Source organism: Gordonia sp. 135 (assembly GCF_009720185.1).
Taxonomy (GTDB): domain Bacteria; phylum Actinomycetota; class Actinomycetes; order Mycobacteriales; family Mycobacteriaceae; genus Gordonia; species Gordonia alkanivorans.
This window is the reverse complement of record NZ_CP046257.1, coordinates 4,445,354-4,467,581: the sequence shown is the minus strand read 5'-3', so window position 1 is coordinate 4,467,581 and position 22,228 is coordinate 4,445,354. Positions and strand designations below refer to the sequence as shown.

Here is a 22,228-nt window from a genome sequence, read left to right as displayed (position 1 = left end):
CCGCTGGGTTTCGGACATCATCCCCGCGTCATCGAACCGCGGGGCCAAAGGACTTGGGTGCACACCCACAAACTAGGAGGAAGCCAAACATGTCTCGTGCTGTTGGAATCGACCTCGGCACCACCAACTCCGTGGTTTCGGTGCTCGAGGGTGGCGAAGCATCGGTCATCGCCAATGCCGAAGGGTCGCGGACCACGCCGTCCGTCGTCGCCTTCGCGCGTAACGGAGAGGTGCTCGTCGGTCAGCCGGCCAAGAACCAGGCGGTCACCAACGTCGACCGCACCATCCGCTCGGTCAAGCGCCACATGGGTGAAGGCAACTGGACGATCGAGATCGACGACAAGAAGTACACCCCGCAGGAGATCAGCGCGCGCACGCTCATGAAGCTCAAGCGCGACGCCGAGGCCTACCTCGGTGAAGACGTCACCGACGCCGTGATCACCGTCCCCGCATACTTCAACGACGCCCAGCGTCAGGCCACCAAGGAAGCCGGCCAGATCGCCGGCCTCAACGTGCTGCGCATCGTCAACGAACCGACCGCGGCCGCGCTGGCCTACGGACTCGACAAGGGCGAGAAGGAACAGACCATCCTGGTCTTCGACCTCGGTGGCGGTACCTTCGACGTCTCGCTGCTCGAGATCGGCGACGGTGTGGTCGAGGTCCGCGCGACCTCCGGTGACAACCACCTCGGTGGTGACGACTGGGATCAGCGCGTCGTCGACTGGCTCGTCGAGAAGTTCAAGAGCCAGCATGGCGTCGATCTGACCAAGGACAAGATGGCCCTGCAGCGTCTGCGTGAGGCTGCCGAGAAGGCCAAGATCGAGCTGTCCAGCTCGCAGAGCACCTCGATCAACCTGCCCTACATCACCGTCGACGCCGACAAGAACCCGCTGTTCCTCGACGAGCAGCTGTCGCGCAGCGAGTTCCAGAAGATCACCTCTGATCTGCTCGAGCGCACCCGCGCGCCGTTCCAGGCCGTCATCAAGGATGCGGGCATCTCCGTCGGCGACATCGACCACGTCGTGCTCGTCGGTGGTTCGACCCGTATGCCAGCCGTCACCGACCTGGTGAAGGAACTGACCGGTGGCCGCGAGCCCAACAAGGGCGTCAACCCGGACGAGGTCGTCGCCGTCGGCGCCGCCCTGCAGGCCGGCGTTCTCCGCGGCGAGGTCAAGGACGTGCTGCTGCTCGACGTCACCCCGCTGTCCCTCGGTATCGAGACCAAGGGCGGCGTGATGCACAAGCTGATCGAGCGCAACACCACCATCCCGACCAAGCGCTCGGAGACCTACACCACGGCCGAGGACAACCAGCCGTCGGTGCAGATCCAGGTGTACCAGGGTGAGCGTGAGATCGCCTCGCACAACAAGTTGCTCGGCAGCTTCGAGCTGGGCGGCATCGCGCCTGCGCCGCAGGGTGTCCCGCAGATCGAGGTGACCTTCGACATCGACGCCAACGGCATCGTGCACGTCACCGCGAAGGACAAGGGCACCGGCAAGGAGAACTCGATCCGCATCCAGGACGGTTCCGGCCTGAGCAAGGACGAGATCGACCGCATGATCAAGGACGCCGAGGCGCACGCCGACGAGGACCGCAAGCGTCGCGAGGAGGCCGAGACCCGCAACCAGGCGGAGTCGCTGGTCCACCAGACCGAGAAGTTCCTCAAGGACAACGAGGACAAGGTCCCGGCCGATGTGAAGGACAAGGTCGAGGCCGCGGTCAACGACGCGAAGGAAGCGCTGAAGGGCACCGACTCGGCCGCGATCAAGACCGCGATCGAGAAGCTGTCGGAGGAGTCGCAGGCTCTCGGCCAGGCGATCTACGCCAGCGCCGCTGCGGAGTCCGCCGACGGTGAGGCCGGTGCTGCCGCCGACAACGATTCCGATGTCGTCGACGCCGAGGTCGTGGACGACGCCGACACCAAGGAGAACAAGTGACCGCAGGATCCCATTCGTCGAATGGGTCCGGCGAGGAGCCGGTGACGGTGACCGACCGTCGTCGCATCGACCCGGAAACGGGTGAGGTGCGCGACGAGCCGGCCGCCGGCCCCGGCCCGGCCGACGCCGAACCCGTCGTGGACGAGTCCGACACCGAGCAGCCTGCCGACGGGGCGTCCCCGGACGCCCGGCTCGTCGAGCTGACGGCCGACCTGCAGCGGGAACGCGCCCAGTTCGCCAACTTCCGGCGACGAGCTGCCGAGGAGAAGCAGGGATCGGTTGCCTACGGCAAGCAGATCCTGATCGACAAGCTCCTCCCGGTTCTCGACGACCTCGACCGTGCCCGCGAGCACGGCGATCTCGAGACCGGCCCGCTTCGGGCCGTCGCCGACAAGCTGGCCGCAGTGCTGAACGCCGAAGGTCTCAAGTCCTTCGGTGCCGCGGGTGACGAGTTCAACCCCGAACTCCACGAAGCGGTCCAGCACGACGGCACCGGTGACCACCCGGTCATCGGCGCGGTGTACCGCTGCGGTTACCGCCTGGGCGAGAAGGTGATCCGCACCGCCATGGTGACGGTCACCGATCCCGAACCCGCCGGCGACCAGACCGGTGCACAATAAGGCAACAGTCGCCCGTGCATGAGGGGCGATCCGACCACCGATCCCTGAGGTGCGAGGAGCGCAAGCGACGAGCCACGAAGGGCGACGAACCCTTCGTGGCTCGCTCCGCTCGCACCTCAGGGAGCGGGTGGGCTCGCTCCGCTCGCACCTCAGGGAGCGGGTGGGCTCGCTCCGCTCGCACCTCAGGGAGCGGGGAACAACTGAAACACCAATCCAGACAACAGAAGACCTGAAGGAGGTGACGTCTGGTGGCTCCACAACGTGAGTGGTTGGAACATGACTTCTACAAGGACCTGGGCGTTGCTTCTGACGCTTCGGCTGAAGAGATTCAGAAGGCCTATCGCAAGCTCGCCGCTGAGCTCCACCCCGACCGCAATCCGGGTGACGCGGAAGCCGAAGAACGATTCAAGCGAGTGTCCGAAGCAAAAAGCGTGCTGACGGACCCGCAGAAGCGCAAAGAGTACGACGAAACCCGTGCCATGTTCGCCGGCGGACGATTCCGCGGCGGCGGCAACGGCTTCCCGGGTGGATTCCCGGGCGGCGGCACGACGTACACGACCGGCGGCAACGACTTCGACCTCGGCGACCTGTTCGGCGGCGGTCAGGCCGGCGGCGGTGGCGGATTCGGCGACATCTTCGACGGACTCTTCAACCGTGGCGGCGGATCCCAGCGCACGTCGACGGCCAGCCGTCCCCGTCGCGGCAAGGACCTCGAGACCGAGACGACGCTGTCCTTCAAGGACGCAGCGCTCGGCACGACGGTCCCGCTGCGGGTGACCAGCCCGTCCCCGTGCACCACCTGTCACGGCTCGGGTGCCAAGCCGGGCACCAGCCCGCGAGTGTGCCCCAACTGCAACGGCTCCGGTTTCGTCAGCCGCAACCAGGGCGCCTTCGGGTTCAGCGAACCCTGCCAGGACTGCCAGGGCACCGGCTCGCGGATCGACGACCCGTGCACCGACTGCTCCGGCAGCGGCGTGAAGAACCGGACGCGCACCATCAACGTGCGCATCCCCGCCGGAGTCGAAGACGGACAACGGATCAGGCTCGCCGGACAGGGCGAGGCCGGACGCCGCGGAGCGCCGTCGGGCGACCTCTACGTCGTCGTCCACGTCACCCCGCACAAGCAGTTCACGCGCAGTGGCAACGACCTTCGGGTGCAGCTCCCGGTGCGGATCTCCGAACTCGTTCTCGGCGCGACGGTCTCGGTACCGACGCTCGAGGGCTCGGTCGGTGTCAAGATCCCGCCGAACACCACCGACGGCCGGACGCTTCGCGTGCGCGGCCGCGGCGTCCCCAAGCGATCGGGTGGCGCAGGCGACCTGCTCGTGACGGTCAAGGTCGCGGTGCCGGACAAGCTCGACGACGCCGCGATCGAGGCGATGCGCGCCTACGATCAGGCCGAGCGGGCAAGCGGGTTCGATCCACGGGCGAACTGGGGGAGATGAGTCATGGCCGGCCAGAAGAACTTCGACGCCGACGGCGCGACCTTCATGATCTCGGTGGCCGCCGAGCTCGCCGGCATGCACGCCCAGACCCTGCGGACCTATGACCGCCTCGGTCTGGTCACCCCGCAGCGGACGAGTGGCGGCGGTCGTCGCTACTCGTCACGCGACGTCGACCTCCTGCGTGAGATCCAGCGTCTCTCGCAGGAGGAGGGTGTGAACCTCGCCGGGATCAAACGGATCATCGATCTGAGTAATCAGGTCGAGGCGCTGCAACAGCGGGTCCGTGAGCTCACCGACGAGGTCGCCGCGTCGCGGAACCGCCGCGGAGGCGAGCTCGTCCCGGTGCCCCGGACCAATGCCCTCGTCGTGTGGCAGCCGCGGCGCAGACGATCCGGCGACTGAACGGTCTGACTCGTTCCACGAGGGTGATCGGCAGGGCCCGCGTACGTTGGATGTATGGCTTCCGACACCGTCATCACCGTTGACACGGGCCCGCACCGCGTTTCACGGCGCATCGTCGTTGACGCGCCGGCCGCCGAGGTCTTCGCCCTCATCGCCAACCCGCATCGGCATCCCGAACTCGACGGTTCGGGGACGGTGCGCGACACACCCGTCAAGGGCCCGGAAAGACTCACCCCCGGTGCGCGATTCAGCGTCGGGATGAAGCAGTTCGGCGTCCCGTACACGATCACCTCCACCGCGACCGACGTCGACCCCGACCGGGTCGTCGAGTGGAAGCACCCCATGGGTCATCGCTGGCGCTGGGACCTCGTCGCCACGTCGCCGACGACCACGCAGGTCACCGAGACCTTCGACTACTCCACGCTCAAGGTCCCGAAGATCATGGAACTGATCGGCTACGACAGGAAGAACGGTCAGGGCATCGAGGGCACACTCCGGGCTCTCGCGAACCGCTTCGGCTGATACCACCGCCATCTTGCCGACATCGTGTCGGTAAGATGGCGGAGACCTATCGGACCCGAACCAGGAGTCGACGAGATGTTCGTGATCACCAACCGCATCGATGTCACCGAGAACGCCGAGGCCTTCGAGAAGGCATTCTCGGACTCGATGCGCACCACGCTGAAGGGTGTCCCCGGCCTGCACCGCGCGACACTGATGCGTCCGGAGGCCGAGGGCCTGCCCTACGTCTCCACCATGGAGTTCGACGCCAAGGACGACTTCCTGGCGTGGCTGAAGTCGGATTCGTTCCGCGCCTCGCACTCCGATGACCAGGCCCCGGGCATGCAGGCTCCGTCGGCCGTCGAGCAGCACACCCTGATCGAGACCTTCACCGCCTGACCAGGCCGTCCCAGGGCGGCCGCGAAAGGAAGCCCTCTCCATGGAGTTCGAGGACGATACGCCGACATCAGACGACGAAGCGGTGGTCGTCCTCGGAGTCGTGGCCGCCCCCGGGCAACCGATCGGGTTGGCGCGTAAGCTCGTCGACGCGAACCTGATCGAGCACGTCCAGACCAGCTTCCCCGGAGCCCGATGGCAGATCGAGATCGTCGAGGCATCCGTGGTGCAGCCGCCCGCGACCGATGCCCAGATCGTCGACGCCGCGAGAGACGTTCTCCTCGAACGTGAATGGGACCTGGTGGTCTGTCTGACGGATCTGCCCCTGCACGTGGGCCGGCGCCCTGTCGTCGCGCATGCGAACGCGGTGCACGGCGTCGCGGTCCTGTCGGTCCCCGCCCTCGGCCCGACCGGCCTACGTCAGCGGGCGCGGACCACGGTCACCGGTCTCGTCGGACAACTCCTCGGTGCCGACGCCGACGACCTCCGCGACCACGAGAAGTCCCCGTCGAAGTCGCCGCTGCGGCATCGTGTCCGCCAGCTCGGCACCGACACCGACGAGGCGGGCACCGCCTTCACCGCCCGGGTGCTGACCGGCAATCTCCGGCTCCTTTCGGGGATGGTGCGCGCCAACCGACCGTGGCGCCTCGCGCTCGGACTGACCCGGGCACTGACCGGCGCCATCGCCGCCGGTGTCTTCGCACTGGTCACCGCCGACATCTGGCTACTGGCCGACACCTTCGGCTGGGTCCGCCTCACCGGCGTCGCCGTCGGTTCGATCGTCGCCATCACCGCCACCCTGATCGTCGGCGCCAACCTGTGGGAACGGGGGTCGTCGCGGCAGTCGCGCGAACAGATCGTCCTGTTCAACACCGTCACCGTCATCACCGTCGTGCTGGGAGTCGCGGCGTTCTATGCCGCTCTCTTCGTCCTCGCGACCCTCGGGGCCCTGTGCCTCGTGGTCCCACAGGTCTTCGGCGACGCCCTCGGTCACGACCCCGGGATCACCGACTACTTGGAGGTCGCGTGGCTGACGTGTTCGCTCGCCACCGTCGGCGGTGCGCTCGGTGCCGGGCTCGAGACCGACGAGGCGGTGCGCGACGCCGCGTACACCCAACATCCCGCCGAGTCGGTTTGACGGGGTACCACCGACGGTCCGGCTGCCACGAATTCGGTCCAAGCCGTTAGGCTGCATGGGCAAACGTCGATGTGGAGGTGACGATGACCCAAGATCCGGCGAGTGGGGGACTGCCCGGATCCGTGGTTCTCGGGATATCCGTCGTGGACGATCAGATCGCGTCCGTGGTGCGCGACGCCGATGGCCACATCCTGGCCAGCAACCTCGTCGACCTGCCTGATCCGTCGGCACCCGCGGTCGAGGCCGCGATCATCGAGCTGGTCGATTCAGTGCCGGTCGTCGTCGATCAGATCGGCGTCTCGGTGTCACGCGAGGACGTCCGCAAGCACCTGGCGCAGGCCTTCGGGTCGAGCGGCGCCGGGGAGTCCTGGCACGACCGCGTCGTCGTCACCGGTTACGCCTCGGCACTCGCCGAGATCGCGTGCACCCATGCCACCCGGGGCGGCGTCGTCGCCGTCGTGGACCTCGACCGGGATGCCGCTCCGGCATCCGGTACGTCGGTGGCCACCGTCGACACGACCTCGGGTGCGGTCCTCGGGACCGCCGACTTCACCACCAACCGGCTCGCCCCCGTCACCGATCCGGACGGGGCGTCCGAGCTGGCGACGGCGGTGTCCAAGCTGCCGCGCGGCCGCGACATCACCTCGATCATCGTGGTGGGACCCGGCGCGGAGATGCCCGGTATCGCGCCCGCGTTCGAATACGCCGCACAGCGGCCCGTCACGGTCGCTGGCAACCCGCCACTGGCCTCGGCCATCGGCGCGGCCGACGCCGCCCTGGTGGCGTTGTCGACGCCGGCGGCGGCCCCGCGGGTGTCGACCGGGCGACGCTGGTGGTTCGTCGGCGCCGCGATCGGTGCGGCGATGTTCCTGGGCGCGGTCGGTCTGACCCTGCTGCTGTCCGCGGAGCGCAACACCACCGAACCCGCCCCCGTGACGGTCACCGAGACGCCCGCTGCCGTGACCGTCAGCGCGGACGCGAAGACGGTCACCGAGACCGAAACCCAGTCGCAGCAGGCGCGCACGACGACGATCACCAGCACCCCGCGTCCGGTCACGAGGACGACCACGGTGACCGAGGAGATTCCGGGACCGTTCACGATCACCGAGACCGAGACGACCACGGTCGAGGTGCCGGCTCCGGGAGAGCCGGCTCCCTGACGCGGTGACCCGCGGGTCAGTACACCGGGTCGTGTTGGATGCGGCTCGCGCGGACCCCGGCGATGATCAGTTTGCGTCGGGTCGCCTCGATCATCTGCGCCGACCCGGCGATGAGCACCTGGTGGTCCTCCCAGTTCCCGGCGCCGACGACCACGTCGGCGAGGGTGCCGATCTCGTGGTCGATCCCGAGTTCGGCCGGCGTCGCCACGGCGGTGATCCACCACGGGTCGCGCTCCTCCTCCGACACCGCGGTGACCTGCAACCACGGGTTGGTGGCGGCGATCCGCCGAAGGACACTCAGGTCGTAGAGCTCGCCGGGGTAGCGCATCCCGTAGAAGATGTGGGTCGGGGGCGAGTCCGCGCGTTTGGACATCTCGATGAGCAGGGCACGCAGTGGGGCGAGCCCGGTGCCGCCGGCGACCATCAGGACGGGCCGGTCCCGGTCGACGTGCAGGGTCCCGTGACTCTGCGACAGGGTCCAGACGTCTCCGACGCTGGTCTCGCTGACGATGGCCGAGCTGACCGTCCCACCCTGGATCGCCCGGACATGGAACTCCAGCTCACCGGCCGGGTTCGGCGGGATCGACGGCGAGAAATTGCGCCACTGCTTGGGCCACTGCGGGATGTGGACCTCGAGGTACTGGCCGACGTTGAACGTCAGCGGCGCATGTGCGATGAGTCGTACCACGGCGAGGTCGCGGCTGATTCGGTACTTCTCCACGACCTCTGCCGTCCACCGGGCCGGGTGGGTGGCGGTCTCGGCAGCCCCGCGCATCACACCGGTGACGAGCATCATCGCCTGCGAGACGGTCTGCTGCGCCTCTTCGTCCCAGTACCCCTCCATCAGACTGGCGAACTCGCCCATGAGCGCGGTGTACATCACGTGGTAGTGCTCGGGTTCGACCCCGAACTTGCGATGGTCGCGGCCGAGCTGGGCGAGGAACTCGACGAGGTCGGCGTGGCCGGACTCCGCAGGGATGGCTTCGAGGACGTGGTCGATCACGCGATGGAAGGCGATCTGCTGTGCGGCCATCGAGACGCCGAACAGATCCCGGAGGTCGGGATCGATCGCGAACATCCGGGTGTAGACGTTGGTCACGAACCGGTCGGGCTGCCGGTTCACCGCTGTTCGCAGGTGATGCAACGTGTGGCGTGAGTGGCTCGCCATTCTCTTAGGACAACCTCCGTCGGCGTTCGTCCCCCGCCTGTTCCGAGAGCTCAACACTAGCGGTCGACGGTACAGAATTCAGGATCCGTCATCGTATGTCGGACTGTGATCCGGTGTGGCAAGGTACCAACATGACGTCCCTCGACGGTGTCCTCCCGGCCATCGTCGACGCGCATGTGCAGCACTGGAATCCGCGGCGCACCCCATGGGCGGCAACCCGCTCGTCGCGGCTGTACGGGTTCGTCCCCCGATTGGGGGACCGAGCCTTCCCGCTCATCGCCTCGCGCGCCGACCGGGAGTTCGTGCTGACACCGCGAACCGTCGCGCGCCCGTACGAGCCGCGGCAGTACGCCACCGATGCCGCTCTCGTCTCGACGGTCGTCGGGGTGCCCATCGACACCGTGGTGCACGTCGAGTCGCATTGGCGCAAGGCACTACCCGCGGGAGAGCAGGCGGCGGCACACAGCACCGCCGTGGAGGAGACGCGCTATCTGGAGCACCTGCCGTTTGGCCACTCCGGCGCTCCGCGTCTGGGGGCGATCGTCGCCCACGGCGACCCGCGCGACCATGACTTCGCCGAGACGCTCGATCAGCAGTTCACGGTCTCGTCCCGTGTCCGGGGCATCCGGCTGGTGGCGACGCGCCATCCCGACCCGCGTGTCCGCGACGGCGGCGACTCCGACAACATCCTGGCGTCGGCCTCCTTTCTCGACGGTTTCGCCGAACTTGCCGCGCGCAAACTCGTGTTCGAGGCGGCGGTCTACTCCCACCAGCTCTACGACGTCATCGTGCTGGCGCGCGAGTATCCCGACACGGCGATCGTCCTCGACCACTTCGGGATACCCGCCGGGGTGTTCGGGCCGATCGGGACACGTACCGGCGCGACGGCCGCGGCGCGCGCCGACATCTGGCGGCTGTGGCGGGAACGGATGACCACCCTGGCGTCGTATCGCAATGTGGTGGTGAAGCTTTCCGGGCTGGCCATGCCGGTTCTCGGTTACGGCCACGAACGGTGGGGCAACATCGGGGGACAGGCGACGCTGGGCGAGATGATCGGTCCGTTCGTCGAACACGTCGTCACCCACTTCGGTTCGGACCGCATCATGTTCGGCTCCAACTATCCGATCGACCGCCCCAATGCGGCGATCGACGTCCTCGTCGGCGCGCTGGTCGACTGTGCGTCCCAGTGGGGAGACGAGGCGTTGCGACGCATCTTCCGCGACACCGCGGTCCGCGTGTACGGACTCGACGAGGGCTGATCCGCGACCGGTCGGTCACGGATGACGCGGACGTCCCCACCATCGTGAGCGGGTCGGCTCGGGGACGGGCACGTCACGCATGAGACGGACCAGGATGTCGACGAGAGCCGTACACGTCGGATAGCGGTTCTGCGGTGACTTGGCGAGCGCCTTGGCGAAGATCGAATCCATCGCCGACGGGAGCCACGGACGGCGCCGGGTGAGGCGCGGCGGTTCGTCGTTGATGTGTGCGTAGGTGATCGCGAAGGACGTGCGCCGCGGATACGGCGGTGTGCCGGTGAACAACTCGACGAGACTGCACGCGAAGGAGTAGTTGTCGCTGGCCGGCGAAAGGTGATGTGCCTGAAGCAGTTCGGGCGAGGCATACCCGATGGAGCCCTGGACCCGGCCGTTGCGTGCGAGTGGTCTTGTGTCATCGAGGAATTGGGCGATCCCGAAGTCGGAGAGGTAGGCGTCGACCGGTGCGGAGGAGCTGGGCGTGGGCCCCTCCGGGTCAGAGTCGAGAGGTCGGGAGAGCAGGATGTTGGCGGGCTTGACGTCGCGGTGGAGGATCTCCTGGCCGTGTGCGTGGTCGAGGGCACCGGCGATCTGCGCGGCGACCCGCAGGATCGCGTCCACGTCGGGTTCGGTGTCGTCGCCGGGAATGAGTGCGGTGGCCGCCGGGCCCGCGACGTACTGCATCGCCAGCCACATCGACGGCTGGTGGCGAGGGCCGAGAGAGCCGGGCGGCGCGGCGATCTCACCGTGGGCGCGCATCCGGACGATGTGCGGGTGGTGGAGAAGCGACGCAATCCCGAACTCGCGCTCGAACCGTTCACGGACCCGGGCGTGATCGGCGGCGTCAGGGTGCAGCACCTTGAGCGCGACCGGCCCGTTCCCGTCGTCGCGATGAGCCCGGAAGACGTCCGCGCTCGCACCACCGCCGACGAACTCGTCGATGGTGAAGCCGTCCACGCGGTCGCCAACCTCGAACACCCTGCCCAGAGTAGAGCGGCGTCGATCTGCGGGTGCGGTGCCGGACAAGGGTGTCGAGACCAGGGTGCCCGTATCAGGCTCGAGAGGTCAGGATCTCGGGGTCAGACGGAAGATCGGGAACTTCCGGCCCTGAGCGGTCTCGGTGTACTTGACGAACTGGTCGGTGAACGCCGTGAACTTCGCCCAGGCGGCGTCCCAGTCGTCATCGGTGATCTCGGCGACCTGCGTCTCGTGGTGTTCGATGCCCTCGGCTGCGGGGGCCTCGACGGCAACCGAGTTGGGGTGCGCGCGAAGGTTGTGGACCCAGGCCGGCGTCGTCGGCGAACCCGCGAAAGATCCGATGACAAGCCAGGAGCCGTCGTCGGCGAGACCGAACAACGGGCTGATTCGCGGCTCCCCGGATTTCGCGCCGACGGTGTGCAGCAGGACGAGGTTCTTCCCGAACCCCGCGGTCTCGACATGTCCGTTGTTGGTGCGGAACTCGTTGATGATGGTCGAATTGAAGTCAGTCACGATCTCCTTGATACGCCTGCGGAGCCCTGACCGGCAGGTGTGCCGAAGTGAAACCGCGGTGCGGGCCTCGAAGAATACGCTGAACGCATGAGTGCCGAAACGAGTTCGTTGGCCGCCGCCCTTCCCGACGGAATGGTGATCACCGACCCCGACATACTCGCCGGGTATCGCCAGGACCGCGCTTTCGACCCGGCCGCCGGTACCCCACTCGCACTGATCCGCCCGACTTCGACCGATCAGGTCCAGACGACGGTTCGGTGGTGTGCCGAGAACCGGATTCCGATCATCACCCGCGGTGCCGGCACCAGCCTGTCCGGCGGCTCGACCGCGGTGGACGGCGCCGTCATGATCTCCACCGAGAAGATGCGCGAGATCGCCGTTGACCCCGCGACGCGCTCCGCCGTCGTCCAGCCCGGGCTGTTCAACTCCGAGGTCAAGGCCGCGGCGGCGGCGGAGGGTCTCTGGTACCCGCCGGACCCGTCGTCGTTCGAGATCTGTTCGATCGGCGGCAACGTCGCCACCAATGCGGGTGGGCTGTGCTGCGTGAAGTACGGGGTCACCACCGATTACGTGCTCGGGCTGCAGGTGGTGCTCGCCGACGGTCGAGCGGTTCGGGTGGGCGGCAAGCAGCTGAAGGACTCCGCCGGGCTGCCGTTGACCAAGCTGTTCGTCGGCAGTGAGGGACTCCTCGGCATCATCACCGAGGTGACCTTGCGGCTGCTGCCGCCGCAGGGGCCGGCGAGCACGGTCGTCGGGGTCTTCGACTCGGTACACGACGCCAGCCGTGCCGTCCTCGCCGTCACCGGCGAGATCCGCCCGGCGATGCTGGAATTCATGGATTCGGTGGCGATCAACGCGGTCGAGGACATGCTGCGCATGGGACTCGACCGCGACGCGGGCGCACTGCTCGTCGCCCAGTCCGACGCACCCGGGGCCGCCGGTGCCCAGGAGGTCGAACTCATCCGGAACGCCTTCGAGTCGAACGGTGCCGGCGAGGTCTTCACCACCGACGACCCCGCCGAGGGCGAGGCGTTCACCGCTGCCCGGCGAGCAGCGATCCCGGCGGTGGAGAAGCTGGGTTCGCTGCTGCTGGAGGACGTCGGGGTCCCGTTGCCCTCGCTGCCCGACCTCATCGACGGCGTCGCCAAGATCGCCGCGGACAACCAGGTGATGATCTCGGTGATCGCACATGCCGGCGACGGCAACACGCACCCGCTGATCGTCTTCGATCCGGCCGACACGGCCGAGGCCGACCGTGCGCAGACGGCATTCGGCCAGATCATGGACCTCGCCATCGAACTCGGCGGCACCATCACCGGCGAGCACGGCGTGGGCCGGCTCAAGAAGGGCTGGCTGCCTGACCAGGTGGGTCCGGACGTGATGGAGCTGACCGCGCTCATCAAGAACGCTCTCGACCCGGACGGGCTCCTCAACCCGGGCGTGATCCTGTAGGCGTGGTCGGCACCACGGCATAGGTGCCGCGCCTCTTCGCCTTCGCCTCGAACAGGGCGTCGTCGGCGAGGGCGAAGTCGCGTCGAATGCGCTCGGTCGCATCCTCGTCGGTCATGTGCTCGCTGTGCAGGGGACCCACCGCGATGCCGAGACTGACGGTCGCCCACTCGCCGTCGCCGGCGTCGACCGGTTGGCCGCGGATGTCTTCGGCGACGGCACGCACCGCCTGTTCGTCGAGCCGCGCCGCGATCGCGAACTCATCGCCGCCGAGCCGGGCGACGACCGCAGGCTCGGGCACGGCGCCCTGGAGGATGTCGGCGACCTGCTGCAGGACGGCATCGCCCACGGCGTGCCCGTGGTCGTCGTTGATCCGTTTGAAGCGGTCGACGTCGGCGATGACCAGTGCGAACCGGTCACCGGGACCCCGACGCAACAGTGTGGTCGTGGCGAGGATGAATCCGCGGCGGTTCAGCAGTCCGGTGAGTGGATCGGTATTGGCCATCCGCAGTTGGTGTTTCAGGGATCGCTGGAGGTCGGAGGTGTAGCCCTGGTGCAGGGTGACCGTCCCGCTCACGGCGACGAGCAGAGCAAGGGTGGCGGCGAACGCGGGCACGGGCGGAGCGCCGTCCAGCCAGGCGAGAACTCCGAGTGTGCAGGTCACTGCGCTCGACAGGGCCAGGTGCAGGTACACGACGCGGGCACGTACGAAATGTGCGCTGTAGGAGCCGATCACGGCGAACAGTGCCGAGAAGTACAGCGCCAGGCGTGGATCGGCGACGGCGAACAGGCACACCGCCACACCGATGTCGGCGTAGGCGACGAAAGCGTCGTTGAACCCTCGGACGTGTGACTTCTTGGTCCACCACATCACGCCCAGATGGACCCGGCTCACCGCGATCGCGGTGGGGATGGTGGTGGCGGCAGCGGTACCGAGGATCAGCGACCGCCACAGCGAACCCTGCGCGCCGCTCGGCGTGAACAATCCGAGCGCGCCCACGACGCCGAAGATCAGCACCAGCCCGGCGATGGTGTACCGGATATGGCGTTCGCGCAGACGCAGCTGCCGGAGAACGTCGAGTGTTTCGTCGTAGAGCCCGCTGCGCCGTGCGATCTCCGCGGTGATCGAGTCGCGACCGAGCCCGCCGAACGGAGTAGATCTCGGCGAACGGCCGACCGTTTCTTCCACCTGATCGAGCTCCGGAAATGGGGGTTGGGGCGAACAATGCGAAGTCCAGATGAGCATTAGCGATGCTTCATCAGAGCAATTGATAGCCGCCGACGCCCGGTTGCGGCAGCGAAAACACCGAAATGTGAGAAAGAAGCACCTGCCGAAGTCCTCCCGTCCCCTCCGCGGGGGACCTCAGCAGGTAGCCCAAAACGCGAATGACATCTGAACACGATGCCATGCAGAAATGAGCATATTGGGTTGAAGGTCAACCTACAATCACATCAATCCGGATAACTGACAGGAGATGGTTGATGAATGGTTCTGGGGACGCCGGACTCCGCGATATAGACCTGCGCCGACTCCGAATGTTCGTCGTCGTCATGGAGGCTCCGAGCCTCCGCGTCGCCGCCGACAACCTGTTCATCAGCCAGCAGGCGTTGTCCTCGGCGATCCGTGAACTCGAGCGACAGCTGGGAGTCGAGCTCTTCTCCCGTTCGCGGCGCAGCCTGACGCCGACGCCGGCCGGGGAGGCGCTCTACCGCGGCGCGGTGCCGCTGCTGGCCGGCGGGGAACAGCTCGCCACGCAGGTCAGACGGGTCAACGCAGGGGCACCCGCACCGTTCGTCATCGGCCATGCACCCGACCTCGCGTCGTCGGAGGTCTTCCGGATCATCGAACCCGTGGTCCTCGCCGACCCCTCGGTGCCGATCACGGTGCGCCCGGTGTTCGCCGACTTCATGCGTGAGGAATTGCTGTCGGGCTCGATCGACCTGGCGCTGGGCCGTGGTGTGTCGGCGCCACCGGACATGGCGACCACGATCGCGACCGAACACGAGCTCCGCCTCGCGGTGCGCAGCGATCACCCGCTCGCCGCGCATGCCCGTGTCGACATGGCCGCCCTCGCCGGTTACGAGATCGTCGTGTGGGGGCCCGAGCACGAATACGAGTACACCGACATCCTCGTCGGGTTGTGCCGGCGTGCGGGATTCGAACCGCGCATCATCCTGTCGACGCTCCTCGGTACACCGCCGCACACGGCGGTCATCGCCCACCCCAAAGCCTGTGCGTTCGTCACCAACGAGCCCGGCTGGATCTACGCGAACTCCATCCGCATCGTCGAGTTCACCGATCCGCCGTTCGCCCCCGTCCGGGCGATGTGGCTGCCCAACACCGCCTCGACGCTGCGCCGGCAGATCCTGGCGGCGGCGGAAGGGGTGGTGTGAGAACGGAAGGCGGGGTGTCTCAGTGACGTTCGAGGATGGCGGCGAGATCGGCGCCGTCGGGGAGCGCGCCGTACTCGAAGCTGCGGTCGGGTCCGAGGCGGCTGGCGATGAACGCGTCGGCGACCGCCGACGGGCTGTGCCGCACCAGCAGTGACGCCTCGAGCGCCAGGGCCATCGACTCGACGGTCGACCGGGCTCGGCGCTGGGCGTCGGCCGGGGCGAGTCGCGACAGCTCGCCGAGTTGCTCCCGGAGTCGGTCGAGGTGCGTGTCGAGAGTCCGGTCGGCGCCGCGGGCGAGGCTGACCTCGGCGTCGAAGGCGGCGACCGATTCGGGTTCTCGGGTCATCGCGCGCAGGACGTCGAGGGCGATGACGTTGCCCGAGCCCTCCCATACGGCCATCACCGGCTGCTCGCGGTAGCGCATGGCGAGGGGGAAGTCCTCGGTGTATCCGTTGCCGCCGAGGCATTCCAGCGCCTCGTAGGCGTGGTGGGGGCCGCGCTTGCAGATCCAGTACTTGGCGACCGCGGTGGCGAGTCGGCGGAAGGCGCGCTCCTGCGGATCGGCATCCTCGTCGTGGGCGCGGGCGAGGCGGATCGCGGTGGTGGTCGCGGCCTCGGATTCCAGTGCGAGATCGGCCAATACGGCGGTCATCGCGGGTTGGTCGGCCAGCGTCGCGCCGAAGGCGGCACGATGCCGGGCGTGCCACACGGCCTCGGCGACGGCCTGGCGCATGCCCGCCGCGGAACCGAGAACGCAGTCGAGGCGGGTCTGCGCGACCATCTCTATGATCGTGCGCACGCCGCGTCCCGGCTCGCCGACCATGACGGCGACGGTGCCGTCGAGTTCGATCTCGCTGGAGGCGTTGGACTTGTTGCCGAGCTTGTCCTTGAGACGCTGGATGCGGAAGACGTTACGGGTGCCGTCGGGCAGGATGCGGGGGAGCAGGAAGCACGAAAGTCCTTCGCCGCCGGCGCCGTGCGCCTGCGCGAGAACGAGGAATGCGTCCGACATGGGCGCCGAGCAGAACCACTTGTGACCGGTGAGGAGGTACTCGGCACCCGGTCCGCCGGTTCCGGCGGGGACTGCGACGGTGGTGTTGGCGCGGACGTCGGAGCCGCCTTGCTTCTCGGTCATCGACATCCCGAAGATGGCCGACTCCTTGGTGGCGCTCAGATCAGGGGAATAGCTGCGGGACAACGCCTTCGGCACCCAGTTCGCGGCGACGTCGGGCTGGAGTTCGAGTGAGGGGATGACCGCGTGGGTCATCGACACCGGGCAGGCGTGGCCCGGTTCGATCTGGCCGAACAGCATGAACGCGGCCGCACGCACGACGTGCGACCCGGGTTGAGGATCGGACCAGCAGCGCGTGTGGGCGCCGTGGGCGATGGATTCGGAGATGATCCGGTGGTATGCCGGGTGGTATTCGACCTCGTCGATGCGGTGACCCCAGCGGTCGAACGTCCGCAACACCGGCGTGATGGTGTTCGCGAGATGGGCGTCGTGCTTGAAGGATTCGCTGCCGACGAGCGCCCCGATCTCGCGGAGTTCGGCGTCGCCCCAGGCGCCGTCGTGCCGCGCGACCGCCTCGGTGAGGACGACGTCGAGCTCGTACTCGTTGACGTCCAGTCGCGGAGCGGACTGGTTGAACACCTCGTGGGTGAGGTGCGGCTGCGGATGGATGTGCGTCGCGGACTGGGTCATCATGCCTCCTGAGGCGTGGGTACGAGTGGCCGGTCCAGAACCCGGTCCGGGATCTGCAGATTCGTGAAGATCACCGCGACCGCGTCCTCGAGTCGATAGCCGAAGTCGGCTCCGGTGGCGGCCTTCTGAACCGCGAGACCGAAGATCGCCGACCAGAACGCCTTCGCCTCGACATCGATCCCGGCACGCAGTTGCCAGCCGGTGCGCACCAGCGTCGACATCAGCGCCTGCTCGCCGCGTTCGTGAAGTGTGCGCAGGGTGTCGGTGATGTGCTCCCGCAGGTCGGTGCGGCGCGACGTCAGCAGCATGGCGGTGGTGAACAGTTCGACGTCCCGCGCGCAGGGACCGAGGAGGGTTCCGACGAGCGTGTTCGTGTAGTCACGGACGGTCGTGGTCTCGGCGGCGGCCTCTTCGGCTCGACGTCCGGCCCGCAGTACACCGGCGCACGCGACCTCGACGAAGAGTTGTTCCTTGGAGCCGAAGTAGTAGGTGACCTGGTTGGGGTAGGCGTCGGCGCGCTGGCAGATCTGAGCGACCGACGCCGCGTCACCGTGCTCGGCGAACACCTCGCCGGCGGCACGCAGCAGCGCCTGGCGGGTTGCCCTGCCGGCTTCCCGGCTCGCGCGTCCGGTGGTTGCCACAGTGGGTTCCGATCGTCGACGTCAGTGTTTGTATGGCAAACAATAAACGCCGGGTGGCGCGCGGGCAAGGGTTGATTTCAGAAACGTGAGTCGGCGTAGTTGTCGGACCAGTGCCCGACGAGCTGCCGGTAGATGTTGTCCTGGTCGACGATGAGGGGCGTCAGGTGTCCATCGCCGACGAGGCCGCCGACGTGCACATGGGACATCGCGGAGGTGGCCGAGTGGATGTCGTCGGGTCCGGCTCCCATGGAGTCGGAATCGGCCACCATCATCAGGGTCGGCACGGCGATCGATGCGAGATCGGCCGTCACATCGGGGCGATGCAACATCATCGATCGCATGGCGTGGAACATCGGTCGGCGATCTGCGTCGACGAATGCCCGCATGATCTCGCACGCCCGATCAGGATGTGCAACAGCTGTTCTCGGTCCGATCAGGGCGTTCTGGAGCTGTGTACGCAACCATCGGTTGGGTCCGGTCACGCGATAGATCTGCACCAGTGGCCAGCACATCGTCCAACGCTCCCGCGGGTTGATGGGCCGGAGGGGCGTCCCGATCGTGGTCAGTGTGCGGAGTCGGCGAGGGTGTCGCGCCGCCACCTTGATGCCGATGTGGCCTCCCCAGGCGTTGCCCACCCAGTCCACGGGACCGTGGAGGGCCAGGGCGTCCATCACCGCGACCGCGCAGTCGGCGACCTCGTCGAAGGTGAAGTCGTGCGTCAGGCCCTCGCTCCGGCCGTGGCACGGGCCGTCGATGGCGATCGCCCGGTGGTCCTCGCGGACCCGGTCGAACAATGGCCCCCACGACGCCGAGTCGACGAAGAGGCTGTGCCACAGGACGACTGGTGGACCGGAGCCTTCGTGTCGGACGTGGATTCGGCCGAGCTGAGTGGGAATCGAATCGGTGCTCATGATCAGGCGCCTGCCTTTCGGCGAGGGAAATGCTTCGGAAACCGAAACTTCGGTATCCGTAGTATCCTCCGTTCCCATGGGCGGGTCAAGAGTGTCCGACGTGGAACGGCAAGCCATCGGTCAGCTGTTGGTGAGGCTCCTCGCGGAGTTCCGTTCCGACCTCGCCGGACCCCGCGCGGAGGCGGGGTTCGGTGACGTTCGCGATGCGCATCTGCAGATCTTCGGGAACATCCGGATGGGCGGAGTGCGGCTCACCGAGCTTGCGTCACGCGCGCAGTTGAGCCTGTCGGCCACGTCGGAACTGGTGAACGACCTCGAGAACCTCGGCTATTTGGCGCGTGAACCGGATCCGTCCGATCGTCGCGCCAAGTTGATCGTCCTGAGCAAGCGCGGACAGTCGCTGATGGCTGCGGCCGGGGTTCGGGTCGCCGACATCGAGCGGAGATGGGCGGCGGTGGTCGGCGACGACGACTTCGCCCACATGTGCGCGACGATGCAGCTGCTCCTGGATCGCCTGAACGCGGCCGACTGAAGGCCCGGGTTGTCAGACCTCGCGGACAGCCCGACGGAGATGAGGTTGGCGCCAGAACAGGACCATGAGCGCGACCAGCGCGGTCACCCATACGTTGACCGACGGCCCACCAGTAGTTGGAGGGTAGACCCGCGAAACAAAGCGAATTCACCAGCCTGAATTGGCTGATCTGTGCAGGTCAGTCGGCGATCTCGGACGCCGGAGAGGACGCGGGACCAAATCACGACCCCGCGTTGTTGTGCACGGTGCCGCCGGACGAGCTCCGCCAGACCGACGAGCGGCCGGCGTCGACAGGAGGAATCGTGAGCAACGAATACCGCAAGACCCCCGAGGCCTTGAACCGCCTCACCGACGCGCAGTTCCGCGTCACCCAGCGCGACGGCACCGAGCGCGCCTTCGACAACGAGTACTGGGACAACCACGAGCCCGGCATCTACGTCGACGTCGTCTCAGGACAGCCGCTGTTCTCATCGACCGACAAGTACGACAGCGGCACCGGATGGCCGAGTTTCACCAGGCCCATCGACGACGCCGCGGTGACCACCAAGACCGATCGGACCCTGTGGATGCGCCGCACCGAGGTGCGTTCGTCGGGCGCCGACAGCCACCTCGGCCACGTCTTCGACGACGGTCCACGAGATGCCGGCGGACAGCGTTACTGCATGAATTCGGCTGCGCTGCGCTTCATCCCGGTTCGTGACCTCGAGGCCGAGGGATACGGCGAGTACACCGAGCTGTTCCCCACCACAACCCACACCGAAGAGGAGACCGCATGACCATCGACACCGGTCAGATCACCGTCCGTCCCGGCACCGAGACCGCAGTCCTCGCCGGCGGATGTTTCTGGGGGATGGAGGACCTGATCCGCAAGCAGCCGGGAGTCCTCGACACCCGCGTCGGCTACACCGGCGGACAGAACGACCACGCCACCTACCGCAACCATCCCGGCCATGCGGAGGCCGTCGAGATCGTCTTCGACCCGAACGAGACGACCTACCGGGACATCCTGGCCTTCTTCTTCCAGATCCACGATCCGACGACCCGCGATCGTCAGGGCAACGACGTCGGGACGAGCTACCGCTCGGCGATCTTCCCGTTGGGTCCGGAGCAGGAGCAGGTGGCCCGGGACACGATCGCCGACGTGGATGCGTCGGGTCTGTGGCCGGGGCCGGCCGTCACGACCATCGAACCGGCGGGTCCGTTCTGGGAGGCCGAACCCGAGCACCAGGACTACCTGCTCAACTACCCGAACGGCTACACCTGCCATTTCCCGCGTGCGGGCTGGGTGCTGCCGAAGCGAGGTGCGTCGACCACGCCGTGATCCACCAGGGCCGGTCGAGGCCGGTGGATCGGTGGAGATGACATGGATTGACAGGTGACGCGATGAGATGCGGGATCGACAGCAGATAGGCGACGAGGCGAGGTGCCACAATCGGGCCAGACGACCGGGCTGACCGAAGGAGCCGACATGACCGATGCCGACGCGGCGAAGTTGCTCGTGATCGGGGCCGTGAACGTCGACCTGGTCGTCGCAGCCGAACGACTCCCGGGGCCCGGGGAGACCGTCGTCGGGCCGGACGTGAGCAGTCACGGAGGCGGCAAGGGTGCCAATGCCGCGGTGGCGGCGGCGCGCGCCGGAGCCGTCGTCCGGTACTGCGGTGCGGTCGGTGACGACGAGATGGGTGCGGGCGCACTCGGTGAGTTGGCGGAGGAGGGCATCGACGTCACCGAGGTTTCCCGCATCGACGGCGTCTCCACCGGCGCGGCGCTGATCGTGGTCGACCCGTCCGGTGAGAACCAGATTGCGGTGGGGGCCGGAGCAAACGCCCGGGTCGCTGCGGATGATGTGCGTGCAGCCGTGGCCCGCGCGGCGGACTGGGGTGTCGGATGCGTCCTGACCAGTACCGAGATAACCCCCGACGCCGCGGTTGCCGCAGTGAAAGCTGCTGCAGAGCACGGCATCACATGTGTGGTGAATCCGGCGCCGGTCCTCGACGAACTCGTCGGGGTGCTCTCGGTTCCGGACATCCTCACGCCGAACTCCTCGGAACTGCGCGACCTGTACGCGCGAACCCTGTCCGAAGGTCGGCACGACCCCACCGAAGCCGAGATGGCCACGGCGCTGGCCGAACACCTCGACGTCACCGTCGTGGTCACGCTGGGTGCCGATGGAGTACTGGTCGTCGACCGTTCCGGCGCGACGTCGGTGCCGGCGGGTGAGGTCGAGTCGGTGGTCGACACGACCGGCGCCGGCGACACGTTCAACGGTGTACTGGCCGCTTCGCTGGCGGCCGGGCACGACCTCGTCACGGCCGCGCGGCGCAGTGCAGCAGCGGCGTCCCTGACGGTGGCTCACGTCGGAGCCCGAACCGGGATGCCGACCGCCGAGGCTCTCGAGCGCGCCCCGTCGGGAAGCTAGCGCGACAGGGGTTTCGGACGTTCCATGTAGCGGTGGTGATCATTGCTCGGCAGGAAGTAGTCACCCCGGCCGCCGGCGCGCAGCAGCGGGCGTGCACGGGCGGTGTCGTAGACCAGGTCGTCGCCGAGCAGCTCCGTCGCGATGTGCACCTTCACGACCTCGCCGAGAACCATCCAGGAGTCCACGGACTCTCCTGCGGCCGAACGCAATTGGAAGGTATCGGTGACCAGGCATTCGAACGTGACGGGGCTCTCGGCGACCCGGGCCGGGCGCACGAGTTCGGAGTCGAGGGCCGTGAGTCCGGCGTGCTCGAACTCATCGGTGTCCGCGGGGAGTGCGGCCGAGGTGGCGTTCATCTTCTCGCCGATCGAATCGGTCGCGAGGTTCCACACGAACTCGCCGGTCGACTTCGCGTTGGCGACAGTGTCTTTCCATCCGACGCTGGCGAATCCGATGATCGGCGGGGTGTAGTTGAACAGGTTGAAGAAGCTGTAGGGGGCGAGGTTTCGCACCCCGGCGTCGGACACCGTGGAGATCCAGCCGATCGGACGCGGCGCGATGATCGCGTTGAGAGGGTCGTGAGCGAGACGATGCCCCTCGGCGGGGGCGTACGAGTGGAACTGGACCATCGCTTCACCGTACGTGACCGGGGTACGGTGATCCGGA

At 67.6% G+C, this 22,228-nt stretch carries 23 protein-coding genes; 15 read left to right on the top strand and 8 right to left on the bottom strand.

Going from position 1 to position 22,228, the window contains the following annotated elements; genetic code table 11:
* Positions 1 to 89 precede the first annotated feature (89 nt).
* The 8 genes from dnaK (at position 90) to GKZ92_RS20205 (ending at position 7,599) form a co-directional block, all read left to right on the top strand.
* Positions 90 to 1,937, top strand: coding sequence for a molecular chaperone DnaK (dnaK, locus tag GKZ92_RS20240; RefSeq protein ID WP_035752900.1), 1,848 nt, complete (start codon positions 90 to 92; stop codon positions 1,935 to 1,937).
* On the top strand, positions 1,934 to 2,557 hold the full coding sequence (gene grpE / locus GKZ92_RS20235) for a nucleotide exchange factor GrpE (RefSeq protein ID WP_035752899.1): 624 nt from the start codon (positions 1,934 to 1,936) through the stop codon (positions 2,555 to 2,557). Before dnaK ends, grpE begins: the two co-directional genes overlap by 4 nt.
* A gap of 248 nt (positions 2,558 to 2,805) precedes the next feature.
* On the top strand, positions 2,806 to 4,002 hold the full coding sequence (gene dnaJ / locus GKZ92_RS20230; protein ID WP_035752897.1) for a molecular chaperone DnaJ: 1,197 nt from the start codon (positions 2,806 to 2,808) through the stop codon (positions 4,000 to 4,002).
* Between the two features lie 3 nt (positions 4,003 to 4,005).
* Positions 4,006 to 4,404, top strand: a complete 399-nt coding sequence (locus tag GKZ92_RS20225; RefSeq protein WP_006359865.1) for a heat shock protein transcriptional repressor HspR — start codon at positions 4,006 to 4,008, stop codon at positions 4,402 to 4,404.
* A 54-nt stretch (positions 4,405 to 4,458) separates the two neighbouring features.
* Positions 4,459 to 4,926: an SRPBCC family protein gene (locus GKZ92_RS20220; RefSeq protein ID WP_006359864.1), complete on the top strand. Its 468-nt coding sequence runs from the start codon at positions 4,459 to 4,461 to the stop codon at positions 4,924 to 4,926.
* Positions 4,927 to 5,001: 75 nt separating this feature from the next.
* Positions 5,002 to 5,304, top strand: a complete 303-nt coding sequence (locus tag GKZ92_RS20215) for an antibiotic biosynthesis monooxygenase family protein (protein WP_006359863.1) — start codon at positions 5,002 to 5,004, stop codon at positions 5,302 to 5,304.
* Between the two features lie 40 nt (positions 5,305 to 5,344).
* Complete coding sequence (locus GKZ92_RS20210; protein WP_006359862.1) at positions 5,345 to 6,439, top strand: hypothetical protein; 1,095 nt, start codon at positions 5,345 to 5,347, stop codon at positions 6,437 to 6,439.
* 83 nt (positions 6,440 to 6,522) lie between these two features.
* Positions 6,523 to 7,599: a hypothetical protein gene (locus GKZ92_RS20205; protein WP_155225540.1), complete on the top strand. Its 1,077-nt coding sequence runs from the start codon at positions 6,523 to 6,525 to the stop codon at positions 7,597 to 7,599.
* Between the two features lie 16 nt (positions 7,600 to 7,615).
* On the opposite strand, the gene GKZ92_RS20200 is transcribed toward GKZ92_RS20205, so the two are convergent.
* On the bottom strand, positions 7,616 to 8,767 hold the full coding sequence (locus GKZ92_RS20200; RefSeq protein WP_006359860.1) for an FAD-binding oxidoreductase: 1,152 nt from the start codon (positions 8,765 to 8,767) through the stop codon (positions 7,616 to 7,618).
* 131 nt (positions 8,768 to 8,898) lie between these two features.
* On the opposite strand from GKZ92_RS20200, the gene GKZ92_RS20195 reads away from it, so the two are divergent.
* Entirely contained in the window at positions 8,899 to 10,026 is a 1,128-nt protein-coding gene (locus GKZ92_RS20195; RefSeq protein WP_040004269.1) for an amidohydrolase family protein, read from the top strand.
* A gap of 15 nt (positions 10,027 to 10,041) precedes the next feature.
* Here the strand turns inward: GKZ92_RS20195 and GKZ92_RS20190 are convergent, their stop codons facing one another.
* Together GKZ92_RS20190 and GKZ92_RS20185 are read right to left on the bottom strand one after the other, a co-directional pair.
* On the bottom strand, positions 10,042 to 11,001 hold the full coding sequence (locus GKZ92_RS20190) for a serine/threonine-protein kinase (RefSeq protein WP_006359858.1): 960 nt from the start codon (positions 10,999 to 11,001) through the stop codon (positions 10,042 to 10,044).
* 87 nt (positions 11,002 to 11,088) lie between these two features.
* Positions 11,089 to 11,514, bottom strand: a complete 426-nt coding sequence (locus tag GKZ92_RS20185) for a nitroreductase/quinone reductase family protein (RefSeq protein ID WP_006359857.1) — start codon at positions 11,512 to 11,514, stop codon at positions 11,089 to 11,091.
* An 87-nt stretch (positions 11,515 to 11,601) separates the two neighbouring features.
* On the opposite strand from GKZ92_RS20185, the gene GKZ92_RS20180 reads away from it, so the two are divergent.
* Complete coding sequence (locus GKZ92_RS20180; RefSeq protein WP_035752887.1) at positions 11,602 to 12,966, top strand: FAD-binding oxidoreductase; 1,365 nt, start codon at positions 11,602 to 11,604, stop codon at positions 12,964 to 12,966.
* Here GKZ92_RS20180 and GKZ92_RS20175 read toward each other — a convergent pair.
* Positions 12,944 to 14,152, bottom strand: coding sequence for a GGDEF domain-containing protein (locus GKZ92_RS20175; RefSeq protein ID WP_006359855.1), 1,209 nt, complete (start codon positions 14,150 to 14,152; stop codon positions 12,944 to 12,946). The genes GKZ92_RS20180 and GKZ92_RS20175 overlap by 23 nt on opposite strands.
* 293 nt (positions 14,153 to 14,445) lie before the next feature.
* On the opposite strand from GKZ92_RS20175, the gene GKZ92_RS20170 reads away from it, so the two are divergent.
* On the top strand, positions 14,446 to 15,357 hold the full coding sequence (locus tag GKZ92_RS20170; RefSeq protein ID WP_035752884.1) for a LysR family transcriptional regulator: 912 nt from the start codon (positions 14,446 to 14,448) through the stop codon (positions 15,355 to 15,357).
* A gap of 19 nt (positions 15,358 to 15,376) precedes the next feature.
* Here GKZ92_RS20170 and GKZ92_RS20165 read toward each other — a convergent pair whose 3' ends face one another.
* From GKZ92_RS20165 to GKZ92_RS20155, 3 genes are all read right to left on the bottom strand, one after another.
* Complete coding sequence (locus GKZ92_RS20165) at positions 15,377 to 17,059, bottom strand: acyl-CoA dehydrogenase family protein (protein ID WP_006359853.1); 1,683 nt, start codon at positions 17,057 to 17,059, stop codon at positions 15,377 to 15,379.
* Entirely contained in the window at positions 17,059 to 17,700 is a 642-nt protein-coding gene (locus GKZ92_RS20160; RefSeq protein ID WP_006359852.1) for a TetR/AcrR family transcriptional regulator C-terminal domain-containing protein, read from the bottom strand. The genes GKZ92_RS20165 and GKZ92_RS20160 overlap by 1 nt, the downstream gene beginning before the upstream one ends.
* A gap of 77 nt (positions 17,701 to 17,777) precedes the next feature.
* Positions 17,778 to 18,611, bottom strand: a complete 834-nt coding sequence (locus GKZ92_RS20155) for an alpha/beta fold hydrolase (RefSeq protein WP_006359851.1) — start codon at positions 18,609 to 18,611, stop codon at positions 17,778 to 17,780.
* A gap of 76 nt (positions 18,612 to 18,687) precedes the next feature.
* Here GKZ92_RS20155 and GKZ92_RS20150 point away from each other — a divergent pair, with 76 nt between their 5' ends.
* From GKZ92_RS20150 to GKZ92_RS20135, 4 genes are all read left to right on the top strand, one after another.
* Entirely contained in the window at positions 18,688 to 19,143 is a 456-nt protein-coding gene (locus tag GKZ92_RS20150) for a MarR family winged helix-turn-helix transcriptional regulator (protein WP_081474357.1), read from the top strand.
* 302 nt (positions 19,144 to 19,445) lie between these two features.
* The gene (gene msrB, locus GKZ92_RS20145) at positions 19,446 to 19,919 is read left to right on the top strand and encodes a peptide-methionine (R)-S-oxide reductase MsrB (protein ID WP_006359849.1); all 474 of its coding nucleotides are present in this window, start codon (positions 19,446 to 19,448) and stop codon (positions 19,917 to 19,919) included.
* Positions 19,916 to 20,464, top strand: a complete 549-nt coding sequence (msrA, locus tag GKZ92_RS20140) for a peptide-methionine (S)-S-oxide reductase MsrA (RefSeq protein ID WP_006359848.1) — start codon at positions 19,916 to 19,918, stop codon at positions 20,462 to 20,464. The genes msrB and msrA overlap by 4 nt, the downstream gene beginning before the upstream one ends.
* Positions 20,465 to 20,611: 147 nt before the next feature.
* Positions 20,612 to 21,562, top strand: coding sequence for a PfkB family carbohydrate kinase (locus GKZ92_RS20135; RefSeq protein ID WP_006359847.1), 951 nt, complete (start codon positions 20,612 to 20,614; stop codon positions 21,560 to 21,562).
* Here GKZ92_RS20135 and GKZ92_RS20130 read toward each other — a convergent pair.
* Positions 21,559 to 22,191, bottom strand: a complete 633-nt coding sequence (locus tag GKZ92_RS20130) for a flavin reductase family protein (protein WP_006359846.1) — start codon at positions 22,189 to 22,191, stop codon at positions 21,559 to 21,561. The two genes, GKZ92_RS20135 and GKZ92_RS20130, sit on opposite strands and share 4 nt — an antisense overlap.
* Positions 22,192 to 22,228 lie beyond the last annotated feature (37 nt).